Below are 12800 nucleotides of genomic sequence, written 5' to 3'. Positions count from 1 at the left end.
GTGCGGTGCGTGTGCGGTCCTTCTGGAGATGCGCGCGCGGTGTGTCAGACGGTCGTGGCGTGGATCTCCACGCCGTGCTCGGCGGCGAGGCGGTGGAGATCGTCCAACTCGCCCTGCTCGACCTCCGCGAGGAAGTCGTCGCCGGTCTCGCGCGCCCGCGTCAGGTCGGTCTCGGCAGCCTTTATGCGCTGCAGCAGCCCTGCGGTGAATGCGTCCATGGTTGCGCCCCCTCGTCCTGGGTCGTGGGTCGGTGGCACGGGGGTGTGCCCTCTGGAAGGGGCGATCACGTATCGGGCCGCCCTGCGGAAGCGGACTCGACAGCGGCTCGTGGCATGCCACATACAAAGCGTGATCGCGGGTGTAGCTCCGTCCTCCCCCCGCGTCCTTCCGCAGAAACCTCAACCCGGCGAGAAAATCCCGCATTCCCCGGACGCCAGGCCGTCTTACAGCCGGTTTATGGCCGAAAGGGGCAGGATGGTGACACACAACCCCGTGACCGGTCCTGCCCATGTGCGCTCGAGCGCTGTCCGTGGGCGACCGAAGGCTTTAGTGGAAGGACAAGCGACGTGCGCGTACTCGTCGTCGAGGACGAGCAGCTGCTCGCCGATGCGGTGGCCACCGGACTGCGCCGGGAGGCCATGGCCGTCGACGTCGTGTACGACGGCGCGGCCGCCCTGGAGCGCATCGGCGTCAACGACTACGACGTGGTCGTCCTCGACCGCGACCTCCCGCTCGTGCACGGCGACGACGTCGCCCGGAAGATCGTCGAGCTGGGCATGTCCACCCGCATCCTGATGCTGACCGCCTCCGGCGACGTCAGCGACCGCGTGGAGGGCCTGGAGCTCGGCGCGGACGACTATCTCCCCAAGCCCTTCGCGTTCAGCGAGCTGACGGCCCGTGTCCGGGCCCTCGGACGCCGTACGAGCGTGCCGCTGCCGCCCGTCCTGGAGCGCGCAGGCATCAAGCTGGACCCCAACCGCCGCGAGGTGTTCCGCGACGGCAAGGAGATCCAGCTGGCGCCCAAGGAGTTCGCCGTCCTGGAGGTGCTGCTGCGCAGCGAGGGAGCCGTGGTCTCGGCCGAACAGCTCCTGGAGAAGGCCTGGGACGAGAACACGGACCCGTTCACCAACGTCGTCCGGGTCACCGTCATGACGCTGCGCCGCAAGCTCGGCGAACCCGCCGTGATCGTCACCGTGCCGGGCTCGGGATACCGGATCTGATCGCTCGATGGCCACCTCACCCGCCCCACCCAAGCCCACGGCACCGCCCAAGCCGACCTGGCTGCCGGGACCGAAGGACGAACCGCCCTTCCCCTGGCTGCGCCCCACGATCCGGATACGGCTCACGCTCCTGTACGGGGGCATGTTCCTGATCGCGGGCATCCTGCTGCTGTCGATCATCTATCTGCTGGCGGCTCAGGCCCTGAACGTGGGCAGCGAGCTGCCGTTCAAGATCGTCAACAACGGCAGCACCGTCAACATCGTCAGCAACGTCTGCAGCTTCCCGTCCAGCCCGTCGGACTCCCAGCTGAACGACGCGCTGAACGCCTGCGTCAACCAGCAGCGCCAGCACGCGCTCGACGTCCTCCTCAGCCGCTCGCTCATGGCGCTGCTGGGCCTCGCGATCATCGCGTTCGCCTTCGGCTACGCCATGGCCGGCCGCGTGCTGTCCCCGCTCGGCCGCATCACGCGCACCGCGCGCCGGGTGGCCGGCACCGACCTGACGCGCCGGATCGAGCTGGACGGCCCGGACGACGAGCTCAAGGAGCTGGCGGACACCTTCGACGAGATGCTGGACCGCCTGGAGCGGGCGTTCACCGCCCAGCAGCGCTTCGTCGGCAACGCCTCGCACGAGCTGCGCACCCCGCTCGCGATCAACCGCACCCTCCTGGAGGTCCATCTCTCCGATCCGGGCGCCCCCGTGGAGCTCCAGCAGCTCGGCAAGACCCTCCTGGCCACCAACGAGCGCAGTGAGCAGCTCGTGGAGGGCCTGCTGCTGCTCGCCCGCAGCGACAACCAGATCGTGGAGCGCAAGCCCGTGAACCTGGCGGAGGTCGCCTCCCAGGCGCTCGATCAGGCCAGGTCCGAGGCGGACGAGAAGGGCGTGGAGATCCGCGGCGAGCGCAAGGAGGCGGTCGTCCAGGGCAACGGCGTACTCCTGGAGCGCATCGCGCTCAACCTCGTCCAGAACGCGATCCGGTACAACATCCCGGAGGGCGGCTGGGTCGAGGTCGACACCGAGGCCCAGCACGGCCAGGCGGTCCTCCTCGTGGCCAACACCGGTCCGGTGGTCCCCGCGTACGAGATCGACAACCTCTTCGAGCCGTTCCGGCGGCTGCGCACCGAGCGGACCGGCAGCGACAAGGGCGTGGGTCTCGGCCTGTCCATCGCCCGGTCCGTGGCGCGCGCCCACGGCGGCAGGATCGCGGCCGAGCCCCGTGAGGGGGGTGGCCTCGTCATGCGCGTCACCTTGCCCCTCTAGGGGCGACGCGGGCGCCACTGCTCCGGTTCGAGATGCACAGCGCGTGCGGATCTGACATGCTTCCGCCGACGCGCTGACGGAGTTCGCTTTTAGCGGAATTTTCGGGACCTGTTCCCGGAGAGGCCGTGTGTGATCGATCACATGGGCGAATTTCCGGCCATCTACAGTCCGTGATCGCTCAAGGCGGCAGAAAGCCTGGAAAATCCGGGTTTTCGGGCGCCTTGATCACGGGAAGTACACGGGATGGCGCCTGTGCAGTGCGACATGAGGACCGTGTACGGTCCCGTTCGCCACCCAAGCTGATCACTCTCGGGGGATCCGGTTGGGTGTCGATTGAGTAACAGACCTTGATGTGAGGCAAAATCTCCGCCTCAGGTCGGGCACAAGTCCGGCCTCTCATGCGTTACGTGCGCTGAGACACCGCAGACACCCAGAGGGGGAGAGGCGACATGGCAACGGACTACGACACTCCACGTAAGACCGATGACGACCTCAACGAGGACAGCATCGAAGAACTGAAGTCCCGGCGGAACGACAAGTCCGCGTCGAATGTCGACGTGGACGAGTTCGAGGCGGCCGAGGGCCTGGAACTCCCGGGCGCCGACCTCTCGAACGAGGAGCTGGCCGTCCGCGTCCTGCCCAAGCAGCAGGACGAGTTCACCTGCATGAGCTGCTTCCTGGTGCACCACCGGAGCCAGCTCGCGCGGGAGAAGAACGGGCAGCCGATCTGCCGCGACTGCGACTGAGGCAGGGTCGGGCATGACTGGCTCGACCCCGCCCTGGAAGCGCCGCACCTGGAGCAAGCGCAGGGATGCGGCTCAAGGCCCGTCAGAGGCCGTGCGTGACGACGAGCGAGGCTCTTTCCCCGGCGCAGCCGGTGAAGAGGCCTCGCTCGAATCGGCGGACGGTCACGAGGCGACGGGCGACCCGGCAGCGGCGGCCTCAGCGAGAGCCGTGGACGCCGTGGAGCTGTACGACACCGACCCGGCCGCCGACACACACACCGAGGCGTCGGCCAGAGGCCGGGCGGCCGCCGTCAGGGACGGCGTCCGCAGGAGCAGCGGCCTCGCGAGAGCGGGGATGGCAAGAGGCGGCAGCGCCGCGAGAACGGGGATGGCCAAGGGCGGCGCCGCCGCCAAGGCCGGCATCGGCTATCTCGCCGACCAGATCATCAAGAACGCGCCGCGGGTGCCCGTACGGGACCTGGCGACCCTCCGCAAGCAGTTCCCCGGCCTGGAGCCCGAGCGGCTCGCCGACAAGCTGATCACCGGCGCGGCGAACGCGACGTCCACGGTGGGCGCGGGAGTCGGCGCCGCGGCGATGCTCCCCGTACCGCCCGCCATGCCCACCGAGCTGGCCGCGGAGATCACGGGTGTGGCGGCGATCGAGCTCAAACTCATCGCCGAGCTGCACGAGGTCTACGGGCTGCGCCCGCCCGGCAACCTCAAGGAGCGCAGCACGGCCTATCTGCACTCCTGGTCCGACGAGCGCGGGATCGACGTGTCCAAGCCGCTGACGATCAACGCGGCGCTCGGCAGCCAGATGAAGCGCGAGCTGCGGCAGCAGATCATGAAGCGGATGGTGCGGAACCTGCCGAGCCTGACGCCCTTCATGGTCGGTGCGGCGGTCGGCGCGGTCATGAACCGGCGGGACACCAAGAAGCTGGCCGAGCGGATCCGCAAGGACCTGCGGGCCGCCCAGGTGCCCTGGGACGAGCTCGGTGAGCTGCCGCCCCTGGAAGCCCCCGCGGACCCCCTGGAGCTAGAGGGCTGACCCGCCGCCCAGAGCCTTTGCCAAAGTTTCAGGTTCGCGCGTCGACAGATAGACGTACGGGGTGGGGTCCTGCGGGTCGGTGACCTCGGCCCGCACCGCCGTCGGCACGTAGCTGCGCAGGAGCATGAAGGCGCGCGGGTCCGCCTTGTGCATGCGCCAGGCGCGCGCCTCCTCGGCGTCCAGCACCTCCACGGCACCCAGCGCGGACAGCGGGATCTTCGCGTCGCCCGCGATCAGCGAGTCACCCACGACACGGATCCGGATCGAGCCGTACGAGCTGGTGATGACGGCCGCGACGAGCAGGAATACGACGAAGCCGCCGAGCAGCGGGAGCGTGCCGAAGGGCAGCGCGATGATGCCGCCCGCGACACCGACGAGAAAGGTGATGAGCCACCACGAACGGGGCGCGGTGAGTCGTTCTTCGTACGGTGTCGTCGAGAGCTCCATGCGGACTAGCTTGGCACGATGCGTGCGGGCACAGGACTCGCGGGTAAGGTCTGCGCCTGTGAGTGGTACTTCAGCAGCTCTGACGCCCCCCGCCGACGCGATAGCGCCGGTGCGGCACCCCGACGCGCCCGCCCCCGGCGAACTCCTCGGCCCGCACTACGGCCACTGTTTCGGCTGCGGCGGCGAGCAGCCGCACGGGCTGCACCTGGCGGCACGGGCCGGCGACGGCGTCACCGTCACCGCCGAGTTCACCGTACGCCCCGAGCACCAGGGTGCCCCGGGGCTCGCGCACGGCGGCCTGCTGGCCACCGCGCTCGACGAGACGCTGGGCTCGCTGAACTGGCTGACGCAGGCCATCGCCGTCACCGGTCGTCTGGAGACGGACTACGTGCGGCCCGTGCCGGTCGGCACCGTGCTGCACCTGTCCGCCGAGATCACCGCGGTGGCCGGGCGCAAGATCTACTCGACCGCGACCGGCCGGATCGGCGGCCCCGAGGGGCCCGTCGCCGTCCGTGCCGACGCCCTCTTCATCGAGGTGAAGGTCGACCACTTCATCGACAACGGCCGCCAGGAAGAGATTCAGGCGGCCATGAGCGACCCGGACCAGGTCCGGCGCGCCCGTGCCTTCGAGGTGAACCCTTGACCCAGCAGCTCCTTGACGTGCTCATCCGGCGCGTCGACCCCGATGTACCGCTGCCCGCGTACGCGCAGCCGGGCGACGCCGGCGCCGATCTGCGGACCACGGAGGCGTGCGAGCTCGCCCCCGGCGAGCGGACCGTGCTGCCCACGGGGGTGTCTGTCGCCCTGCCCGAGGGGTACGCGGCCTTCGTGCACCCGCGATCCGGTCTTGCCGCGCGCTGCGGTGTCGCTCTGGTGAATGCCCCGGGGACGGTGGATGCCGGGTACCGTGGAGAGATCAAGGTGATCGTGGTGAATCTCGACCCGCGCGAGAGCGTGCGGTTCGAGCGCTTCGACCGGATTGCCCAACTGGTCGTCCAGCAGGTCGAGAAGGTCCGCTTCCACGAGGTCGCGGAGCTTCCCGGATCGGCGCGGGCCGAGGGGGGCTTCGGGTCCACCGGTGGGCACGCCTCTGTGGGCGTCTCCGCCGGGACCGTCGAGGACACAGGCGGTCAAAAGGGTGGGAATCGATACGCTTCGGTCGTATCCGACCGGGAAGGACAGTGACGTGTTCGGACGTCGCAAGAAGAACAGCTCCGCTGAGGACGCAGTGGACGCGGCGGGCGAGGCCGAGCAGGTCGTCGACGGACCCGTCGACAGTGCCGACAGTGCCGACAGTGCCGACGACGACGCCACGACCGGCTCGCGGCGGGTGCGACTCGAGCCCGAGCCGCGTCCCGACGGCCCCTGGGACGGCTCCGAGGTCCGTGAGCCCGGCGAGGGCCGGGTCGACCTCGGCGGGCTCTTCGTCCCCGGTGTGGAGGGCATGGAGCTGCGCGTGGAGGTCGCGGGTGACGCGATCGTCGCCGCGACCGTCGTCCTGCGGGACAGCGCGATCCAGCTGCAGGCCTTCGCCGCCCCCAAGAAGGAGGGCATCTGGGGCGAGGTCCGCGAGGAGATCGCCACGGGCATCACTCAGCAGGGTGGTGTGATCGACGAGATCGAGGGCTCGCTCGGCTGGGAGCTGCGCGCCCAGGTTCCGGTGCAGCTGCCCGACGGCACGGGCGGCTTCCAGGTCGTCCGGTTCATCGGTGTGGACGGTCCGCGCTGGTTCCTGCGCGGGGTGATCTCGGGCCAGGGCGCGGTGCAGCCGCAGGCCGCCGGTCTGCTGGAGCAGATCTTCCGGGACACGGTCGTCGTGCGCGGTGAGGGTCCGATGGCCCCGCGCGACCCGATCGTCCTCAAGCTCCCGGACGACGCGCAGATGGTCGCCGAGGGCGCCGCTCAGGACAGCCAGGAGGCTTCGCGCTTCTCCGGCGGCATGGGCCAGCTGGCCCGCGGTCCGGAGATCACCGAGGTGCGCTGACACCGCAGGTTCGCCGTACGTGGCCGGGGGCCGCGCATCCGCAAGGGTGCGCGGCCCCCGGCTTTTTGCTGCCTGCTCCCAACTGCCGTTCTTTCTTCAGCACTTGACGGAAGTCTGGTCCGTACCTAGGGTCACCGGCCAACGCCAGAGTTCACATTGGCGCCCCACGTTCATATACGAGAACGGATGGCCCCCACCATGCAGGCTCGTCACAGAAGATCGCGCACCGCCCTGCTCGCCACCCTGACGACCACCGTCACGGCCCTCGTCGCCGGTGTCCTCGCCTGGCCCGGTGCCGATCGCGCCGAGGCGGCGCCGAGCACCTTCGCCCACCCCGGCGTCACCGTCTCCAAGGGGCAGCTGGACTTCGCCAAGGCCAAGGTCGCCGCCGGGGCGCAGCCCTGGAAGAGCGCCTACGACCAGATGATGGCCAGCAAGTACGCGGACCTGAACCGCACCCCCAAGCCCCGCGCCACCGTCGAGTGCGGCTCGTACTCCAACCCCAACTACGGCTGCACCGACGAGCGCGAGGACGCGATAGCCGCGTACACCGACGCCCTCGCCTGGTACTTCACCCGCGACGAGCGGTACGCGAAGAAGTCGATCGCGCTGATGGACGCCTGGTCCGGAACGATCAAGGAGCACACCAACAGCAACGCGCCCCTGCAGACCGGCTGGGCCGGCTCCTCCTGGCCCAAGGCCGCCGAGATCATCAAGTACACGTACAGCGGCGGCTGGGCCAACGAGGCCCGCTTCAGGACCATGCTGCGCGACGTCTACCTGCCCAAGGTCATCAACGGCTCCAACTCCAACGGCAACTGGGAGCTGTCGATGATGGAGGCCGCCGTCGGGATCTCCGTCTTCCTGGAGGACAAGACCTCGTACGACAAGGCCATGGCGAAGTTCCGCACGCGCACCGCCGCGTACGTCTACCTGTCCTCGGACGGCGACCTGCCCAAGACCGTGCCGAGCCAGAACCTCGACACCAGGGCGAAGATCGTCAGCTACTGGCAGGGGCAGTCGACCTTCGTGACGGGCCTGACGCAGGAGACCTGCCGCGACTTCACGCACACCGGCTACGGCATCTCTGCCATCTCGCACATCGCCGAGACCAGCCGCATCCAGGGGCAGGACCTGTACGGCACGGACGTCGGTGAGCGGCTGCGGCAGGCGCTCGGCTTCCAGGCCAGGTACGAGCTCGGCGAGGCGCCGCCCGCCTCGCTGTGCGGCGGCAGCGTCAACCGCGGCCTCGGGCCCGTCACGGAGGTCGGGTACAACGCGCTGCACACCCGCCTCGGCACCGCGATGACCAACACCCAGAAGCTCACCGAGCAGCAGCGGCCCGCAGGCTCCAACAACCTGTTCGTGGCCTGGGAGACCCTGACGCACGCCGAGAACCCGAGTTAGGCGTACGCGGGCGGGCGGCTCCGGCGCATCAGGGTTGCGTCAAAGCCGCCCGCCCACCAGGCATCCATCCCATTTGCCGGGATTGCTGGCCGTAAGGTCGACGCTGCGTGGAGCGCCGACTGAAAGACAATGGGGCCATGGGACGCGGCAAGCTACGGATCTACCTCGGATCGGCACCGGGCGTCGGCAAGACGTACGCGATGCTCTCCGAGGCGCACCGCCGCGTCGAGCGCGGCACCGACTGCGTGGTCGCGTTCGTCGAGCACCACGGGCGTACGCGCACCGAGGTGATGCTGCACGGCCTCGAGCAGGTCCCGCGGGCGGAGATCGCCTACCGCGGATCCGTCTTCCAGGAGATGGACGTGGACGCCGTCCTGCAGCGGGCGCCCGCCGTCGCCCTCGTCGACGAACTGGCCCACACGAACGTGCCGGGTTCCCGCAACGCCAAGCGCTGGCAGGACGTCGGGGAGCTGCTCGCCGCCGGCATCGACGTCGTCTCGACGGTGAACATCCAGCACCTGGAGTCGCTGGGCGACGTCGTCGAGTCGATCACCGGGGTCCGGCAGCGCGAGACCGTCCCGGACGAGGTGGTCCGCCGCGCCGACCAGATCGAGCTGGTCGACATGTCGCCCCAGGCGCTGCGCCGCCGCATGGCGCACGGCAACATCTACAAGCCGGACAAGGTCGACGCGGCCCTCTCCAACTACTTCCGTCCCGGCAACCTCACGGCCCTGCGCGAGCTGGCCCTGCTCTGGGTCGCCGACCGGGCCGACGAGTACCTCCAGCAGTACCGGGGCGAGCACAACATCCGCTCCACCTGGCAGGCCCGCGAGCGCATCGTCGTCGGCCTCACGGGCGGTCCCGAGGGCCGCACGCTGATCAGACGGGCGGCGCGGCTCGCGGAGAAGGGCGCCGGGGGCGAGGTCCTGGCCGTGTACATCGCCCGCAGCGACGGGCTCACGGCCGCGTCCCCCAAGGAGCTGGCCCTTCAGCGCACCCTCGTCGAGGACCTCGGCGGAACGTTCCATCATGTGATCGGCGACGACATCCCCGCCGCCCTCCTGGAGTTCGCGCGCGGGATCAACGCCACCCAGATCGTACTCGGCTCCTCCCGCCGCAAGACCTGGCAGTACATGTTCGGCCCCGGCGTCGGCGCCACCGTGGCCCGCGAATCGGGCCCCGACCTCGACGTGCACATCGTCACGCACGAGGAGGTCGCCAAGGGGCGCGGCCTGCCCGTCGCGCGCGGCGCCCGGCTCGGCCGGTCCCGCGTCGTGTGGGGCTGGCTCATCGGCGTCGGCGGCCCCGCGCTGCTCGCGCTGATCCTCACCAACGTGGACAGCGACCTCGGCCTCGCCAACGACATGCTGCTGTTCCTGTCGCTGATCGTCGCGGCCGCGCTGGTCGGCGGGCTGCTCCCGGCGCTCGCCTCGGCGGCGTTCGGCTCGCTCCTGCTGAACTACTACTTCACCCCGCCGCTGCACCTGTGGACCGTCGCGGACCCGAAGAACATCGTGGCCATCGCCATCTTCGTCGGGGTCGCGGTGTCGGTGGCGTCGGTGGTGGACCTGGCGGCCCGGCGCACCCACCAGGCGGCCCGGCTGCGCGCCGAGTCCGAGATCCTGTCGTTCCTCGCGGGCAGCGTGCTGCGCGGCGACACCAGCCTGGAGGCGCTCCTGGAGCGCGTACGGGAGACCTTCGCGATGGACTCCGTCGCGCTCCTGGAACGGGCCGCCGACACCGAGCCGTGGACCTGCGCGGGCAGCGTCGGACCACGGCCGCTCGGGCGCCCCGAGGAGGCCGATGTGGACATGCCGGTGGGTGATCACACCGCGCTCGTCCTGTCCGGCCGCGTCCTGCCCGCCGAGGACCGGCGCGTCCTCGCCGCCTTCGCCGCGCAGGCCGCCGTCGTGCTCGACCGCCAGCGGCTGCGCTCCGAGGCGGACCAGGCCCGCTCGCTCGCCGAGGGCAACCGCATCCGCACGGCCCTGCTCGCGGCCGTCTCGCACGATCTGCGCACCCCGCTGGCCGGGATCAAGGCGTCCGTGTCCTCGCTGCGCTCCGAGGACGTCGAGTGGTCGGACGAGGACCGGGCGGAACTGCTCGCCGGGATCGAGGAGGGCGCCGACCGACTCGATCACCTGGTCGGGAACCTGCTGGACATGTCCCGCCTCCAGACGGGCACGGTCACCCCGCTGATCAGGGAGACCGACCTCGACGAGGTGGTGCCGCTGGCCCTGGTCGGCGTACCGGACCCCGACCTGAGCGTCGATCTCGACGTCCCCGAGACCCTGCCCATGGTCAGCGTCGACAAGGGCCTGCTGGAGCGGGCGGTGGCCAACATCGTAGAGAACGCCGTCAAGTACAGCCCGCCCGACGAGCCGGTGCTCGTCGCGGCCAGCGCGCTGGGGGACCGGGTGGAGCTGCGGGTGGTCGACCGCGGTCCCGGCGTCCCGGACGAGGCGAAGGACCGCATCTTCGCCCCGTTCCAGCGCTACGGCGACGCTCCCCGGGGCGCCGGAGTGGGCCTGGGCCTGGCGGTCGCGCGGGGCTTCGCCGAAGCGATGGGCGGCACGCTCACCGCCGAGGACACCCCGGGCGGCGGCCTCACCATGGTCCTCACCCTGCGCGCGGCGCACGCGGACCGGGCGCCGTACACCGCACTCGATCAACCATTGATCCGCACGACAGCTCAGAGAGGCAGGTCCGCATGACCCGGGTGCTCGTCGTCGACGACGAACCGCAGATCGTCCGCGCCCTCGTCATCAACCTGAAGGCGCGCAAGTACGAGGTGGACGCCGCCGCCGACGGCGCGCAGGCGCTGCAGCTCGCCGCCGCACGCCACCCGGACGTCATCGTCCTCGACCTGGGCCTGCCCGACATGGACGGCGTCGAGGTGATCAGGGGCCTGCGCGGCTGGACCCGGGTGCCGATCCTGGTGCTGTCCGCGCGGCACTCGTCGGACGAGAAGGTCGAGGCGCTCGACGCGGGCGCCGACGACTACGTCACCAAGCCCTTCGGCATGGACGAACTCCTTGCCCGCCTGCGGGCGGCCGTGCGACGGGCCGAGCCGACCGGCGGCGGCGAGGACGAGGGGATCGTCGAGACGTCGGACTTCACCGTCGACATGGCCGCCAAGAAGGTCAACCGCGCCGGTCGAGACGTACGCCTCACCCCGACCGAATGGCACCTCCTCGAGGTACTGGTGCGCAACACGGGGCGCCTGGTGAGCCAGAAGCAGCTGCTGCAGGAGGTGTGGGGGCCCTCCTACGGTACGGAGACGAACTATCTCCGTGTGTACATGGCGCAGCTGCGCCGCAAGCTGGAGACCGATCCCTCCCACCCGCGGCACTTCATTACGGAGCCCGGAATGGGGTACAGGTTCGAGAAGTAGCCCCTGCGTCCGTGCCGGTGGCCCCGGGTACGCTTCCTGTATGAGTGCTGTTGCGGGCCGGTTCCGGCGCATGCTCGACCGACTCTCCACCTCGCAGGAGGACCTGGAGTCGGAGGAGCTGCGCGAGGACTCGGAGACCACTGGTTGTACGCGGATCGGTGACTGCCACGACCGACAGATCGTGACGGTTACTGGTACGTTGCGCACGGTGACCCTGCGGCCACGCGCTGGAGTCCCGGCCCTGGAAGCGGAGTTGTTCGACGGCTCGGCCGCGCTCGACGTGGTCTGGCTCGGCCGGCGCTCGATCGTGGGCATCGAGCCGGGCCGCAAGCTGATCGCTTCGGGACGTGTCTCGATGAGCCGGGGCCGTAGGGTGCTCTTCAACCCCAAGTACGAACTCAGACCGCTCGGACGGGAGTAGCCGGTGACGTCCCTCGACGACAAGCCGACCGATCGCGAAGCCGGTGCCGACGCCGACGCGACCACGGACAGGGCGGTGACGGAGGCCGCGCTCTTCGACGCCTTCGGCGGAGTGCGGGGCATGGTCGAGACCGTGGTCCCCGGCCTCCTCTTCGTGACCATCTTCACGATCAACAAGGACCTGCACGTGTCGGCCATCGCGGCCCTCGCGGTGTCCCTCGTCCTGGTGGTCGTGCGCCTGGTCATGAAGGACACGGTCAAGCACGCCTTCAGCGGTGTCTTCGGCGTCGCCTTCGGTGTCGTCTTCGCGATGATGACCGGCAACGCCAAGGACTTCTACCTGCCGGGCATGCTCTACACGCTGGGGCTCGCGGTCGCGTACATCGTGACCACGCTGTGCGGGGTCCCGCTGATCGGGCTGATCCTCGGGCCGGTCTTCAAGGAGAACCTGTCCTGGCGGACGCGTAACCCCGGCCGCAAGAAGGCCTACGCGAAGGCGAGTTGGGCCTGGGGGCTCATCCTGCTCGCGAAGTGCGCGATCCTCTTCCCGATGTACTTCTGGGCCGACACCGACTCGGACAACACGCAGTTCGGCTGGGTGCTCATCGCGCTGAAGATTCCGCCGTTCCTGCTGGCCGTGTGGCTGACGTGGGTGTTCCTCGCCAAGGCTCCGCCGCCCATCGACGTGTTCGCGGAGATGGAGGCCGAGGAGGCTGCCGCCAAGGAGCGGGAGGCCGGCGGTGAGGGGGCCGCGTCCTCCGGGGGGCCTGCGCGCCATCGCCGAGAGGGCTGAGGCCGGTTCGCGGGTGCACGTCGTGAGTGGTTGCTCGCGCAGTTCCCCGCGCCCCTAGAAGCGAGAAGGGGGGGCCGGGGGGGGTAGCGGCGCGCGCGCGC

The 12800-nt window shown here is 70.1% G+C and carries 14 protein-coding genes; 12 read left to right on the top strand and 2 right to left on the bottom strand.

Annotation, left to right across the window (positions count from 1 at the left end):
* Window positions 1-44: 44 nt before the first annotated feature.
* Window positions 45-218, bottom strand: coding sequence for a hypothetical protein (locus tag ABT127_RS28235; protein ID WP_351455745.1), 174 nt, complete (start codon window positions 216-218; stop codon window positions 45-47).
* Window positions 219-566: 348 nt separating this feature from the next.
* Here ABT127_RS28235 and ABT127_RS28230 point away from each other — a divergent pair, with 348 nt between their 5' ends.
* The 4 genes from ABT127_RS28230 to ABT127_RS28215 all read left to right on the top strand — a co-directional run bounded on the left by ABT127_RS28230 (window position 567) and on the right by ABT127_RS28215 (window position 4254).
* The gene (locus ABT127_RS28230; protein ID WP_111662538.1) at window positions 567-1220 is read left to right on the top strand and encodes a response regulator transcription factor; all 654 of its coding nucleotides are present in this window, start codon (window positions 567-569) and stop codon (window positions 1218-1220) included.
* A 7-nt stretch (window positions 1221-1227) separates the two neighbouring features.
* Window positions 1228-2481 carry a sensor histidine kinase gene (locus ABT127_RS28225; RefSeq protein ID WP_351455742.1) on the top strand — a complete coding sequence of 418 codons (1254 nt, stop codon included), beginning with the start codon at window positions 1228-1230 and terminating at the stop codon, window positions 2479-2481.
* Window positions 2482-2930: 449 nt separating this feature from the next.
* The gene (locus tag ABT127_RS28220) at window positions 2931-3227 is read left to right on the top strand and encodes a DUF4193 domain-containing protein (RefSeq protein WP_018535993.1); all 297 of its coding nucleotides are present in this window, start codon (window positions 2931-2933) and stop codon (window positions 3225-3227) included.
* Window positions 3228-3240: 13 nt separating this feature from the next.
* Window positions 3241-4254 (top strand): hypothetical protein, encoded by a 1014-nt coding sequence (locus ABT127_RS28215; protein WP_351455740.1) that lies wholly within the window; start codon window positions 3241-3243, stop codon window positions 4252-4254.
* On the opposite strand, the gene ABT127_RS28210 is transcribed toward ABT127_RS28215, so the two are convergent.
* Window positions 4243-4701, bottom strand: coding sequence for a DUF3093 domain-containing protein (locus tag ABT127_RS28210; protein WP_351455737.1), 459 nt, complete (start codon window positions 4699-4701; stop codon window positions 4243-4245). The two genes, ABT127_RS28215 and ABT127_RS28210, sit on opposite strands and share 12 nt — an antisense overlap.
* 58 nt (window positions 4702-4759) lie before the next feature.
* On the opposite strand from ABT127_RS28210, the gene ABT127_RS28205 reads away from it, so the two are divergent.
* The 8 genes from ABT127_RS28205 (at window position 4760) to ABT127_RS28170 (ending at window position 12699) form a co-directional block, all read left to right on the top strand.
* The gene (locus ABT127_RS28205; RefSeq protein WP_351455735.1) at window positions 4760-5344 is read left to right on the top strand and encodes a PaaI family thioesterase; all 585 of its coding nucleotides are present in this window, start codon (window positions 4760-4762) and stop codon (window positions 5342-5344) included.
* Window positions 5341-5886, top strand: a complete 546-nt coding sequence (dut, locus tag ABT127_RS28200; RefSeq protein ID WP_351455732.1) for a dUTP diphosphatase — start codon at window positions 5341-5343, stop codon at window positions 5884-5886. The genes ABT127_RS28205 and dut overlap by 4 nt, the downstream gene beginning before the upstream one ends.
* 1 nt (window position 5887) lies before the next feature.
* Window positions 5888-6685 (top strand): DUF3710 domain-containing protein, encoded by a 798-nt coding sequence (locus tag ABT127_RS28195; RefSeq protein WP_351455730.1) that lies wholly within the window; start codon window positions 5888-5890, stop codon window positions 6683-6685.
* A gap of 198 nt (window positions 6686-6883) precedes the next feature.
* On the top strand, window positions 6884-8092 hold the full coding sequence (locus ABT127_RS28190; protein WP_351455727.1) for an alginate lyase family protein: 1209 nt from the start codon (window positions 6884-6886) through the stop codon (window positions 8090-8092).
* Between the two features lie 137 nt (window positions 8093-8229).
* Complete coding sequence (locus ABT127_RS28185; RefSeq protein WP_351455724.1) at window positions 8230-10806, top strand: ATP-binding protein; 2577 nt, start codon at window positions 8230-8232, stop codon at window positions 10804-10806.
* The gene (locus tag ABT127_RS28180) at window positions 10803-11486 is read left to right on the top strand and encodes a response regulator (protein WP_111662530.1); all 684 of its coding nucleotides are present in this window, start codon (window positions 10803-10805) and stop codon (window positions 11484-11486) included. The genes ABT127_RS28185 and ABT127_RS28180 overlap by 4 nt, the downstream gene beginning before the upstream one ends.
* Window positions 11487-11526: 40 nt before the next feature.
* Window positions 11527-11907: an OB-fold nucleic acid binding domain-containing protein gene (locus ABT127_RS28175; RefSeq protein WP_111662529.1), complete on the top strand. Its 381-nt coding sequence runs from the start codon at window positions 11527-11529 to the stop codon at window positions 11905-11907.
* A gap of 3 nt (window positions 11908-11910) precedes the next feature.
* Window positions 11911-12699 carry a DUF3159 domain-containing protein gene (locus ABT127_RS28170; RefSeq protein ID WP_351455720.1) on the top strand — a complete coding sequence of 263 codons (789 nt, stop codon included), beginning with the start codon at window positions 11911-11913 and terminating at the stop codon, window positions 12697-12699.
* Window positions 12700-12800: the final 101 nt, after the last annotated feature.

Origin of the sequence: Streptomyces sp. NPDC001904 (assembly GCF_040297005.1) — a bacterium.
Classification (GTDB): domain Bacteria; phylum Actinomycetota; class Actinomycetes; order Streptomycetales; family Streptomycetaceae; genus Streptomyces.
This window is presented reverse-complemented; position numbering and strand designations above follow the sequence as displayed.